Consider the following 25,337-nt stretch of genomic DNA (forward strand, 5'->3'; position numbering starts at 1 on the left):
TGTTAAAGATAAATCAGATGCTCCACGTTTGAACACCGTTGTTGGTAAAATGGTAGCGCTTCACATCGCCGCCAAAGCGGCTGAGGGCGTCCACTACAGCGAAGCGGGTATTTTTCGGGCAGTAGAAGATCATGAATCCGCCGCCGCCGGCGCCGGATATCTTGCCGCCGCTGGCGCCCGCCTGTCGGGCCGCTTCGTAGATCTCATCCAGTTGCGGGTTGGAGATACCTTTGGCCATCTGCTTCTTGTGTTCAAAGCCGTAGTTGAGGATATCGCCGATCAGGTCTATGCTGCCGCGCAACAAGGCTTCTTTCATCATCACCGCCTGTTCTTTCAGGTGGTGCATCGCTGCGATGGAGTCATCGTTTTTATCGGTTACATTTTTTTGTTGTTCAGAGATGATGGTGGAAGATAAACGGCTGGTAGAGGTGTAGAAGAGCACGAGATTATTTTCCAGTTCATGCAGGTACACTTCCTTGATGCGCAGCGGGTTTACGATCACTTTGTCGCCTTTATAGAACTCCATGAAGTTCACACCGCCGAAGGTAGCCGCGTATTGATCCTGCTTGCCGCCGGCCTGTTGGAGGTCTTCTCTTTCCACGGAGTAGGCGAGGTGTGCAAGGTCGTATTCACCGAGGGGCAGTTTGAGCCATTCGGCGAAAGCGCCCAGTACGGCCACTACCAGGGTGGAGGAGGTGCCAAGCCCGGAGCCGGGAGGGGCATCCACATAGGTGGTCAGCTTGAAGCCGGAAGGCAGCTGGCCATAGTCTTTATGAATACGGTTCACTACACCTTTGAGGATATCCAGTTTACCATCTAACGGTAAGGGATATACGGCGTCGTAGCTCAGTGTTTCCTTTCTGTCGGCAGATTCAAAAATAACTTTCCCGTTTGTGAGCGGTTCGATAGAAGCGCGCGCATACAGGGAGATGGTAGCATTGAGGATGGCGCCGCCATAGAGGTCCGAATACGGGCTCACGTCTGTGCCGCCACCGGCAAGGCCTATACGAAGAGGTGCTTTACTTCTGTAGATCATATCTTGAGTTTGGCATATGACATTATCTGCTGCTATGCAGGGTTTCAGTCTGCCGCTAATTTATGGATTTCTTTTGCCAGTCGCGCCCAGGAGTACTGTAATTTTTCCACGCGGAGGGCGGCCACCATATCGGCTTCGCGGTTATCTGCGAAATATTTTTCGATGGCGGCAGCGATGGCGGCGGGTTCGGGCTCGCATTGGAAGCCTACTTTCCCGTCGGGCACCATTTCGGTGAGGCCGCCTACATTGGTAACGACCATCGGTTTTTCAAAATGGTAGGCGATCTGTGAAATGCCGCTCTGGGTGGCGCTTTTATAAGGTTGTACCACCAGGTCGGCGGCACAGAAATAATTTTTTACTGCTTCGTTCGGGATGAAGTCGGTGTGCATCAGCACACGGTCGCCCAGCTGTAGCTCCTGTAACAGTTGCAGGTAGGGCGTGGCATCTTCATAAAATTCACCCGCTACGATCGCATGTATATCCATTTTTTTCATGCGCTCGTCGGCCATAGCTTTCAGCAGGAGGTCGAGCCCTTTATACTGCCGGATGAAACCGAAGAAGAGGATATAGCGTTTGTTGGGATCAAGCTGAAGATGAGCCCTGGCAGCCTCTTTGGAGATGAGGGCGCCATAGTTGTCGTAGATGGGGTGCGGTATCAGCGACGCTTTTTTGTTGGGCTCAAATACGCGCAGGTCGTTGAGCACCGATTGGCTCATCGCGATGAAAGCATCTACCGGTTTGAGGAAATACCTGGTGAAAGCCACGTCGCCGGGGCGTTTTTCATGTGGCACTACATTGTCCAGCACGGCGATCACTTTAGTATTACGGCTTTTGCCGAGGCGCAGCAAGGTGCCCAAAGCCGGGCCCATAAAGGGCAGCCAGTATTTGCTGATAATGATATCAGGCTGCATGCGGCGTATCTTGCGGCCGGTGACCCACCAGTTGAGCGGGTTCACGGCATTGATCAGGCGGCGGATGCGCAGGTGCGCGGGCGCCGGGTCAGTAGAGTATTGGCTTTTGCCGGGGAAGAGAAAGTTAGGATACTGAACGGTAAAGGTAAATATCTCTACATCGTCCGTCAGTTGCAGTTCTTCGGCCAGGCGTTCATTATAAGCAGCCAGCCCACCCCTGTAAGGGTAGGCTGTGCCGAGGATCAATATCTTTTTTCTAGGTGCCATTATTAAGAATTACGAATTACGAATTAAGAATTACGGACTAATTCGTAATTCTTAATTCGTAATTCTTAATTAGAGTTATCCATTCTTTCTTCTACCAGGTATGCATTGCGTTCGGCGGAATTGCGGGTTACCAGTTCACCGATGAAGCCGGTGAGGAACAGCTGAGAACCAATGATCATGAACAGGAGCGCCAGGAAAAAGATAGGCCTGTCGGTCATGTTATATTTGTCGTAGAAGAATTTGGCAAAGGTAAGATAGAAGGCAATGCAGAAGCCGAGGAAGAACGACAGTACGCCCAGTGCGCCAAAGAGGTGCATGGGGCGTTTGCCGAATTTGCCGATGAACATGATGGAGGCGAGGTCGAGGAAGCCGTTGATGAAGCGTTCCAGCCCGAACTTGCTCACGCCGTATTTGCGGGCGCGATGTTCCACCACTTTTTCACCGATGTTACGGAAGCCGTTCCACTTGGCGATCACCGGTATGTAGCGGTGCATTTCGCCATATACTTCTATTGATTTCACCACTTTCCGGCTGTAGGATTTGAGGCCGCAGTTCATATCATGCAGCTTCACGCCGCTCATGCGGGTGGTGGTGTAGTTGTACAGTTTGGAGGGCAGGTTTTTGGTCACGGCGTTGTCGTAACGTTTTTTCTTCCAGCCACTCACCAGGTCGTATCCGTCTTCCACGATCATGCGGTAGAGTTCCGGTATTTCATCAGGACTGTCTTGCAGGTCAGCGTCCATGGTGATCACCACGTCGCCCTGCGCTGCCGCGAAGCCTTCGTTGAGGGCGGCCGACTTACCATAATTACGTTGGAATTTGATGCCTTTGATACATGGATTTTCAACGCCGAGTTGTTGAATCACCTGCCATGAGTTGTCGGTGCTGCCATCATCCACCATCCATACTTCGTAGGTGAAATGGTGGGCCTGCATCACGCGTGCGATCCAGGCAGACAGTTCTGGCAATGATTCTTCTTCGTTTTTTAAAGGAACGATGACGGATATGTTTAAACTCATTACAGTTTTTGCTTGGTATATAATTTTATTGAACGGGTGGTTGTCCGGGTTTCGCTTTCCTGGCTACTGCAGCGCCGATCAGGGCAGCGATAGCGCCGAAGAACACATTGGAAAGGAGCGAGCCGCCGATCACGAACGGAATGAACATCTTTTTGGTGATCTCTAAAGCCTTCTCGATCGTTTCTTCCGACTGGTGCTGGGCTTCCATTTTCTGTCTGGCCGCTTCCAGCGCCTGGTCTTTTACATCCGGGAAGATGGTGATAAACAAGATGGTAAAGAGCACGCTCAATACGGTGATCACGGCGGTGGTGCGGAAACCGTTCGCAAAAATGTTGCCGAAGGTAAGTCCTTCGTTATTTTTACCGTAGTCGATGCAGGAAAGTATCACCCCTGCCATCAGCACCACCAGGCTGATCCAGCCGGCCCATGATTGCTGGTTGAGTTTAGTGACATAGAGTACAATAGAGATGAGGATCAGCGCAATGCCGGTAATGATCCCGTACAGGAGATGATTCTTTTTTGTCATAGTAACAAATTTTGAATGATAGGAATAAACACAGTGTGGGCCGGATGTTTATTTAAATACCTGCCCGTTATTGATCACAGCTACCGGTTTCCCTTTGAGCTGCGCGCCAATATACGCTGAATTTTTGGACCTGGATGCAATGTGCCCGGTTTCGAACTGCCATTCCATATCCGGGTCGAATACGGTGAGGTTGGCCATGGCGCCTTCCTGCAGGGAAGGTTTGCTGAGGCCGAATATCTGCCTCGGGTGTTCCGTGAGCATGGTGATCAACTGATCCAGCGCGATTTCCGGGAGATGTTTGCGGAGTACGCCAAAGCAGCTCTCCAATCCTATCATGCCATTTCTGGCGTATTCAAATTCCAGTTGTTTCGCGTCCCAGTCCTGCGGCAGGTGATGGGTGGCGAAGCAATCGATGATGCCGTGTTTCACCGCGTCCTGCAAGGCTTGCACATCGTCGGCGTTGCGCAGGGGCGGATTTACTTTCAGGTTGGTATCGTAGTTCACCAGCTGAGCGTCGGTGAGGGAGAGGTGATACGGTGTTACGGAGCAGGTGACTTTGATGCCGGCAGCTTTGGCAGCAGCGATGAGCTCCACGGATTTGCGGGTGCTGATGCCGGTGATATGCAGGCGGGAGTCGGTGTATTTGGCCAGCTCCAGATCGCGTTGTATGATGAGTTCCTCTGCCAGCGCGGGTTTGCCGGGCATGCCCAGCAAGGTGGAGTGGATGCCTTCATTCATCAGGCCATGTGCGGAAATACTGGTATCGTCGGGCAGTTGTATCAGCGTACCGTTGAAAGCTTTGATATATTGCAGGGCCTTGAGCAGGAGGCCGGGGGATTGTACCGGTTTCCAGCCGTCGGAGAAGGCTACAGCGCCGGCTTGCTGCATTTCGTACATTTCGGCGAGGCCGGCGCCTTCGGCGTTTTTGGTGGCGGCGCCGATAGGCAGCACAGTAACCGCAGCATGGCGTGTGCGGCTCAATACGTATTCGATCTGGGGTTTGGTATGCAGGGCCGGTTGGGTGTTCGGCACGATCATTACCGTTGTGAAGCCACCGGTAGCAGCAGCTTTGATACCGCTATACAGGTCTTCTTTGTGCTCCTGGCCGGGATCGCAGAAATGCGAGAAGATATCCATCCAGCCTGCAGATACATGCAGATTGTTACCGGAAATCACCGTGGCATGGCCATCTTCGAGTTGGTCCGCTACCTGCTGGATAATACCGTTCTGAATGGAAATGTCTTTTTGCTGCCCGTGGAAGGGAGAGGAAGGCGCTATAATCTTTACGTTTTTGAGTAATATGTGCATGCTTTACGTTCTATTCAAATATCAAAACCTGTCCGAAAATACAGGGGCAAATGTAATATAAAACTGTTAATTGAAACAACCCGTCCGCAGCCTCTTTTGCGGGTATATGATCAGGTTGGTATGATAATTGAAAATGCAGGGGTAGCAGATCAAAATAACAAAGATGATTGACTATCTCACAAATCTTGTCACACGGATATGCGACCGCTCGGATCAGCTGAACGACTCCCAAACATTGAGCTGGCAGGCGCTCCGCGAAGCGGAGCAAATTGCTAACCATGCTTATATTCCCATTCTGACCCAATACATCGGACAAGAGCCCGATAAAGAAAAGAGAAGAGCAGCAGGCTATATTCTGACACAAGTATCCAGGAACACGAACGACCCCGAGGTAATCCGTTTTATGATGGACCGCCTGCGTATGGAGCAGGATGCCGATATGATCACCGCCATCCAGCAGGATCTGGAGCGCGGGCTGCCCATTCCGAGCTATATCAATATCGAGCCCCTGCTGCAAAATACCCTCTCGGTTAATAATAATGTCCGTAGATCCGCCCTGCTGGCCCTTCGCGGCACCAATAACCCCGCGGTGGAAGATTGGGCGCTCAATCTGCTCAAACGTACAGTCAATGAGTACGACGTATATTATATCACGCTGCTGCTGCATAAAACAGGCTCCCAGCGCAGCCTTCCGGCATTGCGCCGCCTGCTCGACCACCCGCGCCAGGATGTGAAAAGCCTCGCTTTCGCCACCATCGCCGATATCGAAAAAGAAAAGGAATCCATGTTCTATACCCGCTGCCTGCTGCGCGGCCAGCTGAAGTACGAAGCCATGGAAGCCATCTATAAATATGCCGACGAAAACGCCGTACAGGCAGTGATCACCAGGATTACAGAACTGCTATCAAAAAGGCGCTCCAGCACCCGCCTGACCATCGAAACATTCAAGAATGGCTTCACTGACCTGATGTTGGGCATGGAGTTTCTCTCCCGGTTCCGCAGCGCCAAAGCAGAAGTAAAAAAGATCTTCTCCTGGATCACTGAAAAAAGAGCCGACTATCTCCTCCCGGAAGAAAGGGAATGGATTCAACGCAACCTGCTCACCAGCACTTCGTAGTTCAATTTACTATATTCGCATCCTAAAAAAGATCAAGGATGAAAAAAGCGTTCTTAGTGCTTTTGACAGGATGTGTGATGAGCGGGCTGCAATTTTCGTATGCCCAGCAGCGTATGTTTACCATGTCTGAAGCGGTTAACGGGCTTCGCATGGAGCTGGCGCCCGAACGGGTGAAACAGTTTGAATGGCTGCCCGGCGAAACAGCCTTTACCCGCGTGGTGAACGGAGCATGGATAAAATATACGGTGCCTGCCCTCAAGGCCGATACCTTACTCACCGCTGCTACCCTCAACCAGCAGCTCTTTTCCGCAAAACCCCTGCGTGGTCTTCCGCCCCTGCACTGGCTTTCAGACAATACCGCCTGGTTTGCTATCGCTAATAATCTTTACACCGTCAATATCACGAACGGACAAGCCCAATGCGCCAGCTGGTGCACTTTGCCGCTGGATGCAGAGAATATCACTGTGCAGCCGCAAAGCCGCCAGATCGCCTTTACATCGAAGAACAATCTCTTTATACGCAGCGCCAATGGCGATGTACAGCCGGTGACCAATGATGAGGATATCAATATCGTGAATGGCAAGAGCGTGCATCGCGAAGAATTTGGTATCGACAAAGGCATCTTCTTTTCTCCGAAAGGCGACCTGCTGGCCTTCTACCGCATGGACCAGCGCATGGTAAACGATTATCCCCTTATCAACTGGGCCGTAACGCCCGCCCATGCGGATATCATCAAGTACCCCATGGCCGGCGGGAAATCCCATGAAGTAACATTGGGCATCTATCAGCCATCTACCCGTAAAACCGTGTTCCTGAAAACAGAAGGCCCCGCAGATCATTATCTCACCTGCGTTACCTGGGCGCCTGATCAGCAATCTGTTTATATCGCGCTGCTGAACCGTGAGCAGAACCACCTCTGGTTAAACCAGTATGATGTGAACAGCGGCGCGCTGATCAAAACATTATTTGAAGAAACAGACAGCAAATATGTACATCCGTCGCACCCGCTGACCTTTGTGCCGGGCAAGCCCGATCAGTTCATCTGGTATAGCGACCGTGACGGATACACGCATCTCTACCTTTACAATACCAACGGCCAGTTGCAACGCCAGTTAACCAAAGGTGCATGGGTGGTGAATGAGCTTAGCGGTTTCCACACGGCGGCAAACGAAGTGGTGATCACCGCAGCGAAAGAGAGCCCGATGGAAAAACATGCGTATGCCGTGAACCTGAAGAACAGCGCTATCCGCAGGCTGGATCAGGCGCCGGGCTGGCATGATATAATGCTCAGCGGCGATGGCGGCTATCTTTATGATGCTTATAGCGCTGCGGAAACCCCATCGGCCGCGGATATTATTGCGTTGAAAGGGAGCTGGAAACAAAATATCGTGAGCAGCGCCAACCCGCTGAGAGATTTCAAACGTCCGCAGGTTCGCCAGGTGACGCTGAAAGCAGCGGATGGCACGTCGCTCTATGGTAAATTGATCCTCCCTGTTGATTTTGACTCCACCCGTAAATACCCGGTGATCGTCTATCTTTATAACGGTCCCAATGTGCAGCTGATCCGCAATACTTTCCCGTATAGCGGTAATCTCTGGTATGAGTATATGGCGCAACATGGCTATGTGATATTCACGATGGACGGCCGTGGTAGCGCTAATCGCGGGATGGCCTTTGAGCAGGCTACTTTCCGTCATCTGGGTACGGTGGAGATGGACGACCAGTTGCAAGGTGTGGCCTATCTGAAATCATTGCCTTTTGTGAATGCAGATAAAATGGGCGTACATGGCTGGAGCTTCGGCGGTTTTATGACCACTTCCCTGATGTTGCGCCACCCTGGCGTGTTCCAGGCGGCGGTAGCCGGCGGGCCGGTGATCGACTGGAGCATGTATGAAGTGATGTACACCGAACGTTATATGGACACGCCGCAGGAGAATCCGGAGGGGTATGAAGAAGCAAACCTGCTTAGCAAAACGGGCAACCTCAAAGGCCATCTCATGCTGATACATGGCACCAATGACGACGTAGTGGTGTGGCAGCATTCCATCAAATTTCTGAAAGCCTGCGTGGATACGCAAACGCAGGTGGACTATTTCGTATATCCGGGGCACCCGCATAATGTGATCGGGAAAGACCGGGTACACCTGATGCAAAAGGTGACGGATTATTTCGACAGTTATCTCAAGTAATATTTACGGCCCCGCCTTTTGGCGAGGCCGTAAATTTATCACTTCGCGCCGGCGGAATAGCGAATGTCGCTGAAGGCGCCCGTACAGGAAGTACCCAGCGGCGATTGCGACGAGAAACCCAGCAGCAGCCTGCCTTTCGGCTGAAAGAATACCTGCCTTGCCACTTTCCATTTCTTTCCATCCACCGAATAATACAAGCTTAGTAAATTACCCGCTTTGGTGATGCGGTAATACATTTCATTCGTATAGGCGATGGCGTTATTGCTATCGTCCGTATAAATATTCGTGACGCCGGAGCATACGGATAAAGGGCCATCGTGGCTCTTTTCGAACAGGAATTTGATGTATTGGGTAGAATCGGTGAGCACGAAAAGCGCGGCGCCGTCGAAGGTTTTCCGGAAATCCACTTTGATCTTTGCGGTGAGGGAAAAATCGGGATCCGGTGGCGTGAAGGCGAGGATAGGCGCTGTGGAGGTGTTGTAGCCGCCGCCGGGATAATGGTAGTAGTCTGTGTGAGGGCCTGCGGTGATGCTAAGGCTGTTAGGCCCTGTAACGCGGAAAGACTGCGGTGCGTTGATCCACTGGCAGGGGGACGGGACGGCGCTGATATGCACCGTATCGCCGGGAGTGGCTGCCATGGCGGGGATGCAAGTTATCAGCCAGATAAAAAGAAATGATAGTCTGTTTTTCATTATGATAGTTTTTCAAGCGGGTTACGCAAACGCTTGCGTGGTTAACGCAAGCGTTTGCGTACACAGAATGTAAAAAGATTTGTTTAAACTCGTAGTGCAATTAATCAGGAAAATAGTTTTAGGCTTGAAAAGCAGCCATTTTTAGAACAGCGAACAATGAGTCCGAAACCTTTGCCACGGTTCCCAGCTGTGGCAAGGTTGTCGGGAGAAGCCCCACCATCACATTAGTGGATCACGAGCTGTGATTCCATGATCATCTGTTGATAATCATTTAAGGCGTGTTCTCCGCTGAGGAGCGACATCAGCATGTTGGTAGCTGCCTGTCCCTGTTCGTAGGGAAATTGTTCTACCGAGGCTACCGGTGGGAAAGCGGTATAGCTGCTTACCGGTGTGTTGGCGTAAGATACAAAAGTTATGTCTTTATTTATTTCAAGATTTTGTTTGCGGGCGTATTGTACGGCGTCCATGGCTACGTAGTCGTTGAAAGTGACGACTGCCGTTACTTTGCGGCGGAGCGACAGGAGATATTTCATGGCATTGCCGGTGCCGGCAACGGTGAGGTCGGAGTTGACGATCAGTTCCGGATCGTATTTGAGGCGGTGTTTGCGCAATGCTTTGATATAGCCGGCGGCTCTTTCTTTGCTGGCGACCAGTTGTTCCGGCCCGTTGATCATGCCGATCACGCGGTGTCCTTTTTTCAGCAGGAAATCCACGGCTTGTACGGTGCCTGATTCGAGGTTGCAGGATACCGAATGGATATTGGGCAGATCGGGCACACGGTCGAAGAATACCACGGGTATTCTGGCCTGTTGCAGCATTTCAAAGTGTTCGTAGTTACTGGTATTTTTTCCGATAGACACGATGCAGCCATCTACCCGGTGATGTTTCATGCTCTGGATGATCTGTTTCTCACGGGCCTCGTCGTCGTGCGACTGTCCCAGTAACACGGTGTAATTGTTGCTGTATGCCGCATCTTCGATACCACTGATCGCGCTGGAGAAAAAGGCTTCCGATAATTCCGGCAGGAGTATACCTATTGTAAATGTTTTGCCCTGCTGAAAGAAGATGGCCGTTTGATTACGTTCATAGCCCATTTCTGCTGCCAGTTGCTGTACCCTCATCTTGGTCCTCAATCCAATACTGTGATGATCGTGCAGCGCTCTTGATACCGTAGATACAGAGATATTCAGCCTTTTTGCAATTTCCTTTATTGTTGGTTGACCCGAAGAAACCACCTTTCTCATACATTTCAGCAATTAATGGAAAATAGTAACAGCATAAGCTGGCGGGTAAGTTACTTAGATATTAAATAATATCAGCTATTTTTTTATGGTTACAGGTGAATGTACAACATCTTTTTAATAATTTATTAAAATTAATATATGTTCGTTAACGTCTGCTACACAATTTTAAATGTGGTATGATGGAACTTGAATCACCATCAAACTTTTACATCATGCAGACTTTTTACGCTTTCCGTTATTGCCTTATGCTGGCAGGTTTTGGGGTGTTGGCGGCCTGTGGTACTACGCAGCGTTTAACACCTGCTGAGGTGCGTCGTAATGTGCGCTATGAAGAAGAAGCGAGGAAGATAGATGCTTACCGGAGCACACATCCTTTGATGCAAACAACTGATGCGCCGCTGCATGTGGCAGCGAATTAATGAGTTCATGTTTACTGCATATACGATTGGTAAAAACAGGCCCCGCTTCAGCGGGGCTTGTTTTTTATAATCTCTTCCTAATCTTCCATAACTATTTGTTAAAAGCGGTGTATTCAGGCGTGCTATTTGCAGCGGCTGTGTTAACTTGCCCATTGTTCCGTTAGCACATTTATAATTTTTATCAGATCATTAAAAAACGTATAGTATGAAACCAGAACGATTGGCCTTGCCGGTACTCCTGGTCGCGGTTTTTGCGTCCTGTTCCGCACCGCGGAAACTGAGGGAGTCGGAAGCGAGGAATGCACGTCTCGACAGTCTTTACCGTAACACGACAGCCCAGTTAAGAAGATGTGAGGAAGATGCTGCGCGTGCTGCTGCCGCTTACAAAGACCGGATGGAGAACATGCAGGAACAGCAAACGCAACTCAAGAACAACAACTCGCAGATGTTGGAGCATCTGAAGGAGTTATCTGTGATCTCTAACGCACAGGCAGAAAGTATCAAGAAGTCGTTGGATAATATCGGCGCGAAAGACGCCTATATCAAAGACCTTCAGGGAGCGATTGCCCGTAAAGACTCGCTGAATATGCAGCTGGTATTGAATCTGAAAGGCGCTATCGGCAACCTGGATGATAAGGACATCAATATCAAAGTGGAGAAAGGCGTAGTGTATATCGATATTTCCGACAAGCTGCTGTTCAAGAGCGGTAGCTATGAAGTAACAGACCGTGCGAAAGAAGTGCTGGGTAAAGTGGCCAAGGTGTTGCTCAATCAGCCGGATATCGAGTTTATGGTGGAAGGCCATACGGATAATGTGCCTTACCGTCCGAATGTGTTGCTCGACAACTGGGATCTGAGTGTGAAGAGAGCTACCTCTGTGGTGCGCATCTTGCAGAACCAGTATAATATTCCGCCTGCCCGCATGACGGCTGCCGGCCGCAGCGAGTTCCTGCCGGTATCGTCTAACGATACGCCGGAAGGCCGCGCTGCCAACCGCAGAACGAGGATTGTGATCCTGCCGCAGCTGGATCAGTTCTTCAAACTGCTGGAAAAGCCAGCCAGCTGATAGCAATAAGTTTAATGATGGAGCGTCCGGTCTTTACAAAGGCCGGACACTTTTTATTTCCGGTCGGGGCCTTTTTTTCCGAGGTAGTAGATGAGGCTGAACATGAAGTAGCGGGAAAGGACGTTAGCAGTGGTGTTTTCTATATAAGTTTCGTTTTGTACGCGGCGTATGGATTGGTTTTCTTTTAGCAGGTCGAAAGCATAGAGTTTGGCCACCATGCTTTTGTTTTTCAGGAAGGTTTTGGATAGTGAGGCATTGAGCAGGGTAAAGTGTTGTTGTGAACCGGTGTTGATCTGGGTGTTCACAGCGGTGCTGACGGTGAAATTGAGTGGAAGGTAAACGGCGCAGTTGAAGAAGAAGAGGTATTGGATATAGTCGTAGTAAGTATTCTGGATTGAGTATTTATTGCCTGTGTACACCATGGTGGTGTTAGATGTTAATTCAAATAGTTTTTTCGTATAAGAAATAGTAAGTGCGTGTTTGGTTGTATAGTCTATGGTCTTGCTTTCCACGTTGTTGATGTAAGACAGGCGGCTGCCGGAAAATATCCCGCCCTCATAGTTAACGCTAATTCCACATCTTTTGAAATACTTTCCCAGAGAGCTTTCCAGCGAGTAGTGATACGCATCGCCAGCATTTACAGGCTTGCTTGTTTGCTTGCCAGTACCATCTGTTATAACAGCTATGCCAAAGGCATTTTTTATAACGGTGCCTGTTAATGTTAGATTAAAATTAAGGCCGTTGATACTGGTGGAACTATAAACGAACCGGCCCATATGAGTGAACGATGTTTTAAGGTTGGGGTTCCCCAATTGCGTATATATTGGATCGGCTGTGCTATTTATGGGTGCCAGCATTGTTATTTGTATAATACCGGGAGAGCTTGAATAAAGGAAGCTGAGATTCTTGAACTTATTGAACGCATAATTCAAATTGAAAACAGGTGAGAAGGTATAAGCTGGTTGTTTAAAGAAATAGCCTTTTGTGATATTGTGGCTCTGTATATTGTTGATATTGAAAGTTCCACCGCAAATAAGTCTTAGCTTATCTGCGCTGATGTCAATATTGGTCTGCAATGATTGATTTAATTGCATATTGTGAGTATCATTTGACAGCGAGTCGTCTGGAATATTGTAGCATTGTTTGACCGGGTTAAAATTTCGTGTTTCACGGTCGTTATTGGAATTCTGTTTAGAAAGATTGTAGGCGATGGCAAATCTAACGAAATCAGAGAACTGGTCGTTATAGCTCACGTTTGCGTTAATAGTCCGCGTGTTTACATACTGACTAACATCTTGATCAATAGAATCATGGCTCCCCGACTGAAAATAGCTGATGGATTTGTTTAATTGTTGCTCGTTTTGTATTTCGCTGACATATCCTGCAGATACCCCCAAGGTCCTACCTTGTTTTTCGAATTGGTGAATATATTGTACGGTTGCATTATAGCTGATGTTACTTAATCTGTCGTTATTATTTGTAGCTCCGTGATTCAAGGTATCATTCTTACTGATAGTGGAGAATGAGCTATTGCTTAAACTCCGTTGATTGCTTTGTCTTACGAACCCACCAACCGTTATTTTGCTGTGGGGATCTACAGTAGCAGTTAGGTTGATGGCCCCCGCTTTATTATCAACAGTGCTTTGTGTATGCTGAGCAGATGAGTAGAAGGTATTATCTCCGGGAAGAATGTTTTGCCGTTGATCTTGATTGTCGCCTGTTTGTGATACAAATATCTGATTAATATAAGACGATCCATTCAGTTTTTTTGAGAAGTCTTTGTTAAGACTGCCATCTAAGGTGGTCGTTTTCATCAGGCCCGGAGGGCTCAAGCCGATGGGGTTTTCATCACTAGAGCCGGGAGCCCTGTTGCCATTGATATTATTGTGTTGCAGCACCAAATAAAACTGCCTGTCATCTCGCAATATGTTAGCATTGGCCGCCGCCTGTTTAGTATCATCAGTACCGTAACCCGCCGTGATAGCGCCTTTCACGCCTTGCTTCTGCTCCTTTTTGATAACCAGGTTGATAACCTTTTCATTGTTCGCGGGATCAGTAACGCCAACGAAATTCTTTTTATCCGTCAGTTGAATTTTATCTACAAGGTTTGCGGTGAGCAATTGTGCTACCTGGTTGGGAGAGGAAGAAGTGTTAGGCCCTTGCTGGAACAATGGTCTGCCATCTACGTACAGCTCTTTGATGGGTTTTCCCATGTAGGTGAAATTGCCTTCCATATCAACGGATAATCCCGGTATTTTTTGCAAGAGATTTTTCAGTGAAGCATTTTCATGAACCGTGAACTGCCCGGCGTCAAATTCAATGGTATCTTTGCGCACCGTATACAAGGGCCGCTCCGCCTTGATCTCTACTTTGTTGAGGGTAATACCATATTTTGCGAGAGAGATATTGCCCAGGAACAAAGTAGACTTCCTATCGGTGACGGTTATACGTTTATGATCACCCTGATAACCGAGATAGTTGATCACCATGTTGAAGTCGCCTTTGGGCGGTTTGGCAATCACAAAGTTTCCGGATTCATCCGACAGCGCCTGCGCCTTGATAACGGAATGATCGTTGTAAAGCAGGATACTGGCGCCAATCAGCGGTTGATGGGTATCCCGGTCGTATAGCTTACCTTTGATCTCCGTTTGTGCAGATGATTGCAGGAAAGTAAATAACAGTATGGTTAACAGTAAAGGTTTTATCATTACAGCGATGGTTATACTGTAATATTATTATTTATAAAACCTGTTTAACTGAAATGCATCTTAATGTGATTAATTTGGGGGAAAATAAATCATTGTGAAAATTGAATTCTCATAAATAGAAAGCCAGCTAGATATATAATATTTTATATCTTAATGTAAGTATCTTTGTTTAATTGTTATGCATTTGTTATCAAACAAAATTTCTACATGAAAGACCAGACTGCCATCATTCACACACTGAAAGAGCTACTGCTCAAAGCTAATGCCCACGTGACTTTCGCCGATGCCGTAAAAAATGTACCAACCCATCTGCGTGGTGTGGTGCCACCTCATATGCCATATAGTATCTGGCAACTTGTGGAGCATATCCGCATCACGCAATATGATATCCTGGAGTTTTCACGTAACCCTGATTATGAATCCCCATCATGGCCGGAAGGTTACTGGACCAAAGCCACAGCGCCCGCCAGTGAAGAAGAATGGAAACAAAGCATTGCGCGCATCAAAAGCGATACACAGGCATTCATTGACCTGCTGGAAGCGCCCGGTGCGCAACTGTTTGAGCCATTCCCACATGGCGATGGCCAGCATCTTTTCCGGGAAGCGGTACTGATCGCGGACCATACAGCTTATCATACCGGCGAGATCGTGGCACTGCGCCGCATGCTGGGGGCCTGGCATTAAATGCATTTCCACAAGCAATCGGCGAACCAGTGCCGCTGATCAAGGAAGCGCGCCACCGGCTTAAATCCGCTGCGGGCGGCCAGTTCGTCGGTTTCATCCAGATCATACTTCTGGGATATCTCCATATATAAAGGTTCATTTTCGCGGAAACGTATCGTCACGTCCTGACCGATGTGCACTTCCTGCTCCACAAGGCTGATCAGATAACTTTTGCAGGCGCCGCTCATCGGATCGTAAGTAGGGTAATGCTCGAATTTCGAAATATCGAAATCAGCTTGTAGCTCCCGGTTGATGCGCTGCAGCAGGTTAAAGTTGAATGCCTTGGTAATACCGCTGCTATCATTATAGGCGTTCAATATCAGCTGCGGATGCTTTTTCAGATCGAAGCCGATGAGCAACAGATCGCCAGATTGCAGCAAACGGCGCAGCTGCTGGCAGAAGGCCGTGGCCGCCACCGTACTGAAATTGCCGATATTGGCGCCCATCAGCAGCACTACTTTCTTTTTATCACTTAGCGTATTTACTTCTTTCAACATCTCAAAGTACTCCCCGTTCAACCCATGTACCTGCAATGCCGGCAAGCGTTGTGGTAATTCTTCCTGCAACTGCCGGATCACGTTAGCGGAAATATCCACCGGGAAATACGTATAGGCGACACCGTTATCCAGTAGTTGCCGCAGCAGGTGCACAGATTTGGTGGCATCGCCGGCGCCCAGTTCTATGATGTCGTAATCACCGGCAAAACGGCTGAAAGCCTGAGCAATATCCGCCGATTGCGTGGTCAGTATCTCCATCTCGCAATCAGTAAGATAATATTCATGACATTGCATGATCTGCTGAAAGAGCGCGTCGCCATTGGCGTCGTAAAAATATTTGGGATCGAGGTACTTCTGGGGGGCGGTGAGACCTTTTACTACATCCTGGTAGAAAAGGTCTGTTTGCCGGTTCCGCCGGCCAGCGACCAGTGTGGAAATTACAGTGTTGATGCTCATAACTCGTGGTTGTGTGAATGAAACTTATCCTTTTGCCAATCTGATACCCGTAAATTGCCATCGCAGGTAAGGATGAAAGAAATTGCGGTAAGTGATACGGCTGTGATGCGGCGGCGTTACCTCCGAGCCGCCTCTGAGCACCATCTGGCTTACCATAAATTTACCATTGTATTCGCCGATAGCGCCCGGGGCCTTGGTGAATCCGGGATAGGGGAGATAAGCGCTCTCCGTCCATTCCCAGCGCAGGCCCCAATTAAGTTGCGCCGCCGCCGCTTCCCATTCAAATTCGGTAGGCAGCCGCAGGCCTTTCCAGGCGGCGTATGCGGCCGCTTCATAATAATTGATATGACAAACAGGCGCTTCCGGCGCCAGTGGCTGTAAGCCCTGCCAGGTGTATTGCATCCACTGGCCATCGATATGATACCAGTACATGGGTGCTGCGACCTGATTATTTTTAACCCAATCCCAGCCTTCTGCATGCCAATGCCTGAAATCGCGGTAGCCGCCGGCGTTTATGAAGGCAAGGTATTCGCTATTGGTGACCAGCGTGTGGCTGATCTGATAATCGCCCAGGTATACTTTATGTCTGCCCAGCTCATTATCAAAACAAAATCCATCTCCCTGAAATCCTATCTCATACATCCCTGCGGGCATGGACAGCCAACCGCTTTTCGCGGTATCATTGGCAGGAGGCGTTTTGTGCGGATCGTAGGCCGGCATCAGTGGATTGTGGCCCAGGATATATTTGATATCTGTATATAACAGCTCCTGGTGCTGCTCTTCATGGTTAAGACCGAGTACCAGCAGCGCCTGAAGATCGGCTGGCAGTTCCTGGTTCAGGAAGATGAGCATAGCTTCATCCACATATCTGCGGTAGCGCATGATATCGGCTACAGCCGGGCGGCTCAGGTTGCCCCGGTCGGTGCGGATCACACGCGTGCCAACGGATTCATAGTAGCTGTTGAATACAAAATTATATTGCGGGTCAAATTCCGTATAGCCTTTGGCGTTAGGGCTGAGCAAAAAGGTCTCAAAAAACCAGGTGGTATGCCCGAGGTGCCATTTCGGTGGGCTCACATCCACTACTGGCTGCACTACATAGTCTTCCGTTTTAAGCGGAGCGCAAATGTCTTCCGATCTTTTTCTGATGGTAATATATTTTTCCCGAAGGTCCATATGATTATTGTTGTCCGATATATTCCTTGAGCGATGAGATACTGTTGATATGCAGCCGGGTGGCTTGTTCCCGGCGCATCATCAGGGCGTAGGTATTGTTAAATCCGATGGGTTTCATCCATTTGATCCGGTATTGTTGTTCGAATGCCTGGCTTACATAGTCATATACTTTTTTGTTGTCGCTGATGATGGAATCGGTTACGGTGGCGGGCGCCTGTAGTATGACGAGCAGCCCGGTGCCGCTATATTCCGGATACATATCTATTTCACCGTTGTTGAGGGCATCAAAACATATTTTGGTGCCGCCCAGTCCTGTTTTGGTAACCACTGCGAGGTCGGTATTGCCTTCGATCAGGTAGCGGTACATATTGGCGAGGATGTATCCGTCGCCGAATATTTTGGAGCCAATGCGGATCGTGCCTTTTTTGCCGTTGCGCGCAGGCTTCCACAGACGCATGGCTACGAGATAATCGCGGGCCACTTTTTCCGGGCTTTCTTTCAGAAAATCCACACGGTAATTGAGGACCGTCATAGTGCTATCATTAATTGTACCAGCCAATATATTGAGGACGTTTTCGAGTTCCGGATATTGTTGCAAGGTAGCCATTCTTACGATCGGTGCAGCATAATAAGGGGGGAAGATGTGCTTGTCGTCTTCCAGTACGGTAAGATCAAATGCTTTCACACGCCCGTCGGTGCTGCTTCCGCTGATCACGTCGATCTTTTTTTCATATGCTGCTTTGTACATGATCATGTCGCTGATCACCAGGGTGCGCATATGCAGGCCGTATACGGATTGCAGCCCTACGTCGCCATCTCTGCGGCCCATGAATTCTGGCGTGAAGCCCGCTGTGAGCCGGGCGCCGCCACCTGTTGGTAACAGGTAAAATGAGGAGAGCAACAGCAATATGAACGGTAAAGTGTACAAAATGGATTTAGAACGTTTGATATTTATATGTTGGAGGCGCGACAGGAGCCAGTCGAAGAGGATGGCCAGCAAAGCCGCCGGTATGGCGCCTGCAAGCAGCATGTTCGTATTGTTAAGTGCGATACCGCCAAAAATAAATTCTCCCAGTCCGCCTGCTGCAATATACGCCGCCAGCGTAGCCACGCCTACGTTGATAACGGTGGCGGTGCGGATGCCGGCCATGATCACGGGCAGTGCGAGCGGCAATTGTACTTTGAACAATAATTGCGACGGGGTCATGCCCATGCCGGTGGCGGCTTCCATTACTACGGGGTCCACGCCATTGATGCCGGTATAGGTATTGCGTATCACGGGGAGCAGTCCATAAAGAAAAAGCGCTACGATGGCGGGTTTGGCGCCGATGCCCAGCAGGGGTATCATAAATCCCAGCAGTGCGATGCTGGGAATGGTTTGCATGATGCCGGCAAATCCCAGCACCAGCCCCGCGAGGCCTTGCCGCCGGGTGATGAGGATACCGAGCGGTACGCCGATGATGATGGCCAGCAATACCGAGATGAAGGTAAGCCCGGTGTGGGTAAGGGTTTGCTCCAGCAGTTTGTTAGACTGTTGCTGCATGAAGGCGAACAGGTTTGTTGCTGTTTCCATTTACTGTTTTTTATAGGTGGCGATGGCCTCCATCACATTATTTCCGTTGAGTTGTTTTGTTGTTTGCTGGTATTCCACTGATACCTGCCCCTTGGTGAGAGCTGCCAGCGCTTCCCAGCAGGTGGCGCTGACGGGCAGGGTAGCGGCGCTGTTGCCGTTGCCGCTGCTCAGGAACGGCCAGATATCCTGCAATACCAGGGATTTGAGCTCCAGTTGCAGGCGTTGTGGTTCCAGGAAATGTTGCACGACGCTGTTAGCCGGTTTGAACAGCAGTTCCGTTCCTTTGCCTATCTGCTGGATGCGTCCTTCGTTCATCAGGCAGATGCGATCGCCGAGTTCGAAGGCTTCTTCCACATCATGCGTGACGAGGATGATAGTTTTGCTTTTAAGTTCATCCAGCGACAGGAACTCTTTTCGTACGCTCGTGCGGGTGAGCGGGTCGAGGGCGCCGAAGGGCTCGTCCATCAGCAGTACGGGCGGATCGGCTGCCAGCGCGCGTGCCAGGCCTACGCGCTGCTGCTGGCCGCCGCTGAGCTGTTGCGGGTACATGGCGGCGTAGGTATCGGCAGGTAAATGCAGTTTATCCATGAGCGTTAGGATGCGTTCACGGATCTGTTGTTTGTTCCATCGCAGAAGTTCCGGTACGATGGCAATGTTCTCCTGCACGCTATAGTGCGGGAAGAGGCCATTGTTTTGCAGCACGTAGCCGATGTTGCGCCGGAGGGCGGCAACATCCTGTTGCTGAATATCCTGTCCGTTTACGTATATGCGTCCGCTGCTGGCGTCGAGCAGGCGGTTGATCATGCGCAGGGTAGTGGTTTTGCCGCAGCCGCTGGTGCCGAGCAGCACGAGGGTTTCTCCTTGTGGCACTTCAAAGGATATATCGTCTACCGCTTTTTTTTCCGGTCCAAAAAATTTACTTACGTGCTCAACTTTTATCATTCGATATCAAAATTAATGGGGAATTATTTACTCATATTGCCCCTATTTATCCAGTGTCATAAAAAGATTGTTCAGTGATTCGGCATACAGTGGATGTGCGAAAACCATATCGCGCAATTGCGATGCGGTGATGCCGGCGGCCATGGCCATTTGTATCAGCGACATCAGTTCACCGCCTTCTTCTCCTACGACGGCGGCGCCCAGTATCTTTCCGGTGGCGGCATGTACCACGGCCTTCAGGAAGCCGCTGGTATGGCCCGTTTCGATGGCGCGCGCTACTTTGTCCATGCCGAGGTGCGCTACCTGTATGGGATACCCCTGCCTTACGGCTTCTTTCTCTGAAAGCCCGATACGCCCGAGTTGCGGATCGGTGAACATACAATAAGGCACCTGCCGGGTCTTGACAGTCATATTACCCTGTTCAAACAGGTTGCGGTATACGATAAGATGATCATGATAGGCGATGTGTGTAAATGCCGGGCCGCCTTTCACATCACCCAGCGCAAAGATGCCGGGGGCGCTGGTTTCGAGCTTGTCGTCCACTTGAATGAATCCGTGTTCGTCGGTGGTAACATTGGCTTTACTCAGCTGTAAGGTGGCGGTTTGCGGTTTACGGCCCGTAGCTACCAGTATATGCGTGCACGTCAGGGTGCGCCTGCCGGTGCCGGTGATGATATCCAAAGATAATCCGGCAGCGGTTCTGGTGATCTTGTCGGCCTTCGAAGAGGTATATATCTTCATGCCTTCATCTTCCAAAATATTCCTGATCACAGCGGCTACGTCTTCATCTTCGTGCGACATCAATTGCGGCGAACTTTCGATGATACTAACGTTACTGCCTAAACGCTGAAATAGCTGTCCCAGTTCAAGGCCAACATAGCTGCCGCCCAGCACCAGCAGCTCAGGTGGTACGATGGTTTCATCGAGCAGGGTGGTGGAGGTGTAATAGGGCAGGGTAGATAGTCCGGGAATATCGGGGATGAGCGGCGTTGTGCCGGTATTGATGAATATCTTTTCTGCGCTGAGGGTGCGTACATTTCCGCCTGCGGCCTCCACCAGCAAGGTTTTGGGGCTGGTGAACGCGGCGCTGCCATAGATGATGTTCAGCCCCGGTTGCGCTTCCAGTCCTTTTTGTACGCCATAGCGGAAGCGTTGTACGATCTCATTTTTGCGGGCAACGATAAAAGGCAGATCGATATCATGGTGGCCAGTGATGCGCACGCCCCAGGAGATACTGTTAGCCACGGTGTGGGCTACGCGGGCGCAGGCGATCATGGCTTTGGTGGGAGTGCATCCGTCGTTGATGCAGGTGCCACCCAGGAGGCGTTGTTCGATGACAGCAGTTTTATAGCCTTTGGCCGCCAGTTTCCTGGCGAGCGGATTACCGGCCTGTCCGGAGCCGATAATAATGGCATCAAACTTTTCCATACGGGTGAATTTGCAGTGAGCGGGCCAAATATTATACCACGACAGTCATTAAAATTAAAGTAATTATTGATACGAAATTGAAATGCATTTCGCCGGTTTTGAAGTATCTTTGCGGTTTCCAGAAAACAATTGCGAGTTGGTTAAGATCGATAATATCATATTGCCTGATTTTCCGCTGCTGCTGGCGCCCATGGAAGACGTGAGCGATCCGCCGTTCCGTGTGGTGTGCAAAGATGCCGGCGCTGACCTGATGTACACGGAGTTCATCTCCAGCGAAGGTCTCATCCGCGACGCCATCAAATGCCGGCGTAAGCTGGATATCTTCGATTATGAGCGCCCGATCGGCATACAGATATTTGGCGGCGATGAAGACAGCATGGCCATGGCTGCGCAGATCGTTGAAACCACCAATCCCGACCTGCTCGATATCAATTTCGGCTGCCCGGTGAAGAAGGTGGCTGGAAGAGGCGCCGGCGCCGGCGTGCTCAAAGACATTGACCTGATGGTGCGCCTCACCGAAGCCTGTGTGAAAGCCACCAAACTGCCCGTTACCGTGAAAACCCGCCTCGGGTGGGACGATGGCAGCAAAAATATTGAAGAAGTAGCAGAACGTTTGCAGGATGTTGGCATCAAAGCGCTGGCTATACATGGCCGCACGCGCTGCCAGATGTACAAAGGAGAGGCCGACTGGACCCTCATCGGCAAAGTGAAAAATAATCCGCGTATCCATATTCCCATCTTCGGCAACGGCGATATCAACAGCCCGCAGAAAGCACTGGAATATAAAAACCGCTACGGCGTTGACGGCATCATGATCGGCCGCGCCGCCATCGGCTACCCCTGGATATTCCGGGAGATCAAACATTATGTGCAAACCGGAGAGCTGATGCACGGCCCTACTTTGGAAGAGCGCATCGCCGTTAGTAAAAAGCATCTCGTGGAATCCGTGAAGTGGAAGGGCCCTGTTGCCGGCATCAACGAAATGCGCGGTTGCTACGCCAATTATCTCAAAGGCCTGCCGGATATCAAACAGTTCCGCAGCCGCCTCGTCACGCTGAAAACAGTGGAAGAGGTGAGCGCTGTGCTCGACGAGATCGAAGCCTATTACAAAGGCATCGAGCTGGAACACGCACCCATTGAGCTGATCGACTATCATCAGAACTGTCCGCTCTAAAATCACGTTTGTTCATACAGCAAATTTTCAGGATATTCGTTGACGTTGTACATGTGCGTTTTGTTCACCGTAAAATCCCCTGTATGCTCAGACTTCCCCTTGTTACAGCCATCATTGCGCTGATGATCATCGCTTGCAACGACGCATCCAAACACGAAAAAACACTTACTCACAGCAGCACGCCGCCCGACAGCGCCACCGCTCATGCCGATATCCGCTACCGCGATCAGCAACAGATCGAGAAAGTAGTGCTGGGATTTTGTGAGCACTTCGACAACGGCACGCTCACGCAATGTATGAACTTCATGGACGACAGCATCCGTGGAGAGATCGACGGCGTAAGGCTGCGCGGCAAAAAGAATTTCGAAGCTAAAATTGAACAGCTGATCGCCAGCACCAGGAACACACATTATCAGCCCCGGCACCTGCTCACCAACATGCAGTTTACGCCGGGTACCAACGATACAGTAAAGCTCAGCTGCTATTCTTCCATGTTCTGGACAGACCTGCAAACCGGCCAGATACAGCTGATGTCCATCGGTTATTATAAAGGGAAGGTGGTCAGGAAAGAAGATGGTAAATGGTATATCACCGTGCTGAATTCATTGCCCGACAGCCGGCTGGTGAAAGAATTCTATCACGACATACCTGAAGATGCAGCCAAGCTGTAATTTTGTTTAAAAGTAAAAACATCGTGTATGAAGATTACAGACATTAAAGGAACAGTGACATTAGCAAACGGCGTACAAATGCCCTATTTCGGATTAGGGGTTTGGAGATCCAACGAAGGACAGGAAGTGATCGATGCGGTTACATACGCACTGGATGCGGGCTACCGGCATATCGACACTGCCGCGATCTATCAGAATGAAGAAGGTGTAGGCCAGGCTGTTGCCAGGCATGCAGTAGACAGGAAAGATATCTTCATCACCAGCAAAGTCTGGAATGCCGACCAGGGCTATGACAGCACCTTAAAGGCTTTGGATACCTCGCTCGCCAAACTCGGTACTGACTATCTCGATCTGTACCTTATCCACTGGCCGGTAAAAGGCAAATACAAAGAAACCTGGCGCGCATTGGAAACACTTTATGCAGAAGGCCGTGTGAAGGCCATTGGCGTAAGCAATTTCCTGCAACATCATCTCGAAGATGTGCTGCAATCCGCCAAGGTAGCGCCGATGGTGGATCAGCTGGAGTTTCATCCCCGTCTCGTACAGCCGTCGCTGTTACAGTTCTGTCAGCAGCACGGCATCCAGTACGAAGCCTGGAGCCCGCTCATGCAAGGCCAGGTATTCGATATCCCCGAGCTGAAAACACTTGCCGCCAAATACCAGGTTTCCGTTGCGCAGCTCGTACTCCGCTGGGATCTGCAAAAGGGCGTTGTCACCATCCCCAAAAGCGTGCAACAAAAAAGGATCGTTGACAATGCCAACATCTTCCACTTCAACATCAGCGCCGAAGACATCGCCCTGATCGACGCCCTGGATCAAGGTTTGCGCGTAGGACCCGATCCGGATAAATTTGACTTTTAGCACGCGAAGGTTGTCTTACTCAGGATTATACTGATTGAAAGGATTACCAGGATTTTTTTACCAGAATTAATAAAGATTAAAAAAGATTCGCGAAGATCAGTTCGAATTGATCTTTGCGAATCTTTTTTAATCTTTATTAATTCTGGTAAAAAAATCCTGGTAATCCTTTCAATCAGTATAATCCTGAGTAAGACAACCTAGCAGTGTATCCACGTCTTTTCTATTATTATAAAAGTTCAATCCGATTGTGAGCTGCTTGTTTTTGTAGCGGGCTACGATGTTTCTTTTTTCTATGTTGGCGAATTGCTCGGGCGTAATATCCAGGCGCTGGATGGCGGAAAGGTGCTGCGCCGGGAAGTTGGAAAGGATGCGGATGTTGTGTTTGGCGGCTTGTTCGTGCAGGTAACGGATCAGCGTGTGTACGTAAGCGTTAATATGATCAAGGCCGATGTTGTTGAGGTATTCGAGGGTATGCTTCAACATCAGGATGTTGAAGTAGGGCAGGGTGCCGCCTTCAAATACCTGGGCATTCTTTTTAGGATGGAACACGGTATGGTCTTGCACGGAGTGGAAATCAGGTTGCGAGTATTCCACATTGTACCAGCCCATCACCTGCGGAGGATATTGATCGAGGATCTTTTGAGAGATATACATGCCGCCGATGCCGTAGCCCCCTGTTACCCATTTGTAGGCATGGAAGAAATAAATATCGACATGACAGGCCTGTACATCCACCGGCTCTACGCCAAAGGATTGTGTGGCATCTACGATATGGATCAGGTCATGTTTTTTGCATAGCTCGCCTATTTTTTTGAGGTCTTGTTTGAAGCCGGTGCGGAACATGACATGACTGGTGATGAGTAGGCGGGTGGCAGGTGTGATTTGCTTTTCAATATCTTCGATACTGATCACGCCATTGCCCGAATGCCCTACCAGGTGCACTTTGTAGCCGTTATGCATCCAGTTGACGAAGCTGGTGGGAAATTCATCGTGCATGGTAATGATCTCGTAATGTTTCGGGAACATACCATGCAGGTTGGTGATACCTTGTGCAGTATTGGTGATGAAGGCGATCTCTGAGGGGCTGGCATTGATCATACGTGCCAGCAGCGCACGGGCCTCGCTGGTCTGGCTATCCCAGGAGGGCATTACCAGCCGGCCTTTACGGCTTTGCTCTTCCAGCAGGGCGGTGGCATGCGCTACATACGAACGGCTCACAGGGCCGCCACCATTGGTGCCCAGATAGATATAATTTTCTGATGCCGGGTAATCTTCCCTTATTTTTTCCCAATTGATCATAGTCGCTGCTTTATATTGACAATATTAAATGATAA

General features: G+C 49.8%; 22 protein-coding genes. 8 read left to right on the forward strand and 14 right to left on the reverse strand.

What is annotated here, in order from left to right:
* Window positions 1-13 precede the first annotated feature (13 nt).
* The 5 genes from FPG75_RS23540 to FPG75_RS23560 all read right to left on the reverse strand — a co-directional run bounded on the left by FPG75_RS23540 (window position 14) and on the right by FPG75_RS23560 (window position 5,067).
* Window positions 14-1,036, reverse strand: a complete 1,023-nt coding sequence (locus FPG75_RS23540; RefSeq protein WP_143310497.1) for a GHMP family kinase ATP-binding protein — start codon at window positions 1,034-1,036, stop codon at window positions 14-16.
* Window positions 1,037-1,080: 44 nt separating this feature from the next.
* The gene (locus FPG75_RS23545) at window positions 1,081-2,214 is read right to left on the reverse strand and encodes a glycosyltransferase (RefSeq protein WP_143310498.1); all 1,134 of its coding nucleotides are present in this window, start codon (window positions 2,212-2,214) and stop codon (window positions 1,081-1,083) included.
* Window positions 2,215-2,279: 65 nt separating this feature from the next.
* Entirely contained in the window at window positions 2,280-3,233 is a 954-nt protein-coding gene (locus FPG75_RS23550) for a glycosyltransferase family 2 protein (RefSeq protein WP_143310499.1), read from the reverse strand.
* A gap of 25 nt (window positions 3,234-3,258) precedes the next feature.
* The gene (locus tag FPG75_RS23555) at window positions 3,259-3,759 is read right to left on the reverse strand and encodes a DUF4199 domain-containing protein (protein WP_143310500.1); all 501 of its coding nucleotides are present in this window, start codon (window positions 3,757-3,759) and stop codon (window positions 3,259-3,261) included.
* A 48-nt stretch (window positions 3,760-3,807) separates the two neighbouring features.
* Window positions 3,808-5,067 carry a dihydroorotase gene (locus FPG75_RS23560; protein ID WP_143310501.1) on the reverse strand — a complete coding sequence of 420 codons (1,260 nt, stop codon included), beginning with the start codon at window positions 5,065-5,067 and terminating at the stop codon, window positions 3,808-3,810.
* A 163-nt stretch (window positions 5,068-5,230) separates the two neighbouring features.
* Here FPG75_RS23560 and FPG75_RS23565 point away from each other — a divergent pair, with 163 nt between their 5' ends.
* Window positions 5,231-6,184, forward strand: a complete 954-nt coding sequence (locus tag FPG75_RS23565) for a HEAT repeat domain-containing protein (RefSeq protein WP_143310502.1) — start codon at window positions 5,231-5,233, stop codon at window positions 6,182-6,184.
* A gap of 38 nt (window positions 6,185-6,222) precedes the next feature.
* Window positions 6,223-8,373 (forward strand): S9 family peptidase, encoded by a 2,151-nt coding sequence (locus FPG75_RS23570; RefSeq protein WP_143310503.1) that lies wholly within the window; start codon window positions 6,223-6,225, stop codon window positions 8,371-8,373.
* Window positions 8,374-8,411: 38 nt separating this feature from the next.
* Here the strand turns inward: FPG75_RS23570 and FPG75_RS23575 are convergent, their stop codons facing one another.
* Together FPG75_RS23575 and FPG75_RS23580 are read right to left on the reverse strand one after the other, a co-directional pair.
* Window positions 8,412-9,065: a DUF1349 domain-containing protein gene (locus tag FPG75_RS23575; protein ID WP_143310504.1), complete on the reverse strand. Its 654-nt coding sequence runs from the start codon at window positions 9,063-9,065 to the stop codon at window positions 8,412-8,414.
* Window positions 9,066-9,289: 224 nt separating this feature from the next.
* Window positions 9,290-10,309, reverse strand: coding sequence for a LacI family DNA-binding transcriptional regulator (locus tag FPG75_RS23580; protein WP_143310505.1), 1,020 nt, complete (start codon window positions 10,307-10,309; stop codon window positions 9,290-9,292).
* 212 nt (window positions 10,310-10,521) lie between these two features.
* Here FPG75_RS23580 and FPG75_RS23585 point away from each other — a divergent pair, with 212 nt between their 5' ends.
* Window positions 10,522-10,728, forward strand: coding sequence for a hypothetical protein (locus FPG75_RS23585; RefSeq protein WP_143310506.1), 207 nt, complete (start codon window positions 10,522-10,524; stop codon window positions 10,726-10,728).
* Window positions 10,729-10,933: 205 nt separating this feature from the next.
* Window positions 10,934-11,794 (forward strand): OmpA/MotB family protein, encoded by an 861-nt coding sequence (locus tag FPG75_RS23590; protein WP_143310507.1) that lies wholly within the window; start codon window positions 10,934-10,936, stop codon window positions 11,792-11,794.
* 53 nt (window positions 11,795-11,847) lie between these two features.
* On the opposite strand, the gene FPG75_RS23595 is transcribed toward FPG75_RS23590, so the two are convergent.
* Window positions 11,848-14,502, reverse strand: a complete 2,655-nt coding sequence (locus tag FPG75_RS23595) for an outer membrane beta-barrel protein (RefSeq protein ID WP_143310508.1) — start codon at window positions 14,500-14,502, stop codon at window positions 11,848-11,850.
* A 207-nt stretch (window positions 14,503-14,709) separates the two neighbouring features.
* On the opposite strand from FPG75_RS23595, the gene FPG75_RS23600 reads away from it, so the two are divergent.
* Complete coding sequence (locus FPG75_RS23600) at window positions 14,710-15,186, forward strand: DinB family protein (RefSeq protein ID WP_143310509.1); 477 nt, start codon at window positions 14,710-14,712, stop codon at window positions 15,184-15,186.
* Here FPG75_RS23600 and egtD read toward each other — a convergent pair.
* From egtD to FPG75_RS23625, 5 genes are read right to left on the reverse strand one after another with little or no spacing between them, the layout of a single operon-like run.
* Window positions 15,183-16,178 (reverse strand): L-histidine N(alpha)-methyltransferase, encoded by a 996-nt coding sequence (gene egtD / locus FPG75_RS23605; protein ID WP_143310510.1) that lies wholly within the window; start codon window positions 16,176-16,178, stop codon window positions 15,183-15,185. The two genes, FPG75_RS23600 and egtD, sit on opposite strands and share 4 nt — an antisense overlap.
* Before the next feature lie 24 nt (window positions 16,179-16,202).
* Window positions 16,203-17,354 carry an ergothioneine biosynthesis protein EgtB gene (gene egtB / locus FPG75_RS23610; RefSeq protein WP_143310511.1) on the reverse strand — a complete coding sequence of 384 codons (1,152 nt, stop codon included), beginning with the start codon at window positions 17,352-17,354 and terminating at the stop codon, window positions 16,203-16,205.
* Between the two features lie 4 nt (window positions 17,355-17,358).
* Window positions 17,359-18,927 (reverse strand): ABC transporter permease/substrate-binding protein, encoded by a 1,569-nt coding sequence (locus tag FPG75_RS23615; protein WP_143310512.1) that lies wholly within the window; start codon window positions 18,925-18,927, stop codon window positions 17,359-17,361.
* Window positions 18,928-19,869: an ABC transporter ATP-binding protein gene (locus FPG75_RS23620; RefSeq protein ID WP_143310513.1), complete on the reverse strand. Its 942-nt coding sequence runs from the start codon at window positions 19,867-19,869 to the stop codon at window positions 18,928-18,930. It lies immediately after the preceding gene.
* Window positions 19,870-19,911: 42 nt separating this feature from the next.
* The gene (locus FPG75_RS23625) at window positions 19,912-21,297 is read right to left on the reverse strand and encodes a mercuric reductase (RefSeq protein ID WP_143310514.1); all 1,386 of its coding nucleotides are present in this window, start codon (window positions 21,295-21,297) and stop codon (window positions 19,912-19,914) included.
* A gap of 136 nt (window positions 21,298-21,433) precedes the next feature.
* On the opposite strand from FPG75_RS23625, the gene dusB reads away from it, so the two are divergent.
* The 3 genes from dusB (at window position 21,434) to FPG75_RS23640 (ending at window position 24,003) form a co-directional block, all read left to right on the forward strand.
* Entirely contained in the window at window positions 21,434-22,471 is a 1,038-nt protein-coding gene (gene dusB, locus FPG75_RS23630) for a tRNA dihydrouridine synthase DusB (RefSeq protein ID WP_143310515.1), read from the forward strand.
* A gap of 83 nt (window positions 22,472-22,554) precedes the next feature.
* Window positions 22,555-23,142 carry a nuclear transport factor 2 family protein gene (locus FPG75_RS23635; RefSeq protein ID WP_143310516.1) on the forward strand — a complete coding sequence of 196 codons (588 nt, stop codon included), beginning with the start codon at window positions 22,555-22,557 and terminating at the stop codon, window positions 23,140-23,142.
* Between the two features lie 27 nt (window positions 23,143-23,169).
* On the forward strand, window positions 23,170-24,003 hold the full coding sequence (locus tag FPG75_RS23640) for an aldo/keto reductase (RefSeq protein ID WP_143310517.1): 834 nt from the start codon (window positions 23,170-23,172) through the stop codon (window positions 24,001-24,003).
* 168 nt (window positions 24,004-24,171) lie between these two features.
* On the opposite strand, the gene FPG75_RS23645 is transcribed toward FPG75_RS23640, so the two are convergent.
* Entirely contained in the window at window positions 24,172-25,302 is a 1,131-nt protein-coding gene (locus tag FPG75_RS23645; RefSeq protein WP_143310518.1) for an aminotransferase class V-fold PLP-dependent enzyme, read from the reverse strand.
* Window positions 25,303-25,337: the final 35 nt, after the last annotated feature.

The organism is Chitinophaga vietnamensis, from assembly GCF_902167635.1.
Taxonomy (GTDB): domain Bacteria; phylum Bacteroidota; class Bacteroidia; order Chitinophagales; family Chitinophagaceae; genus Chitinophaga; species Chitinophaga vietnamensis.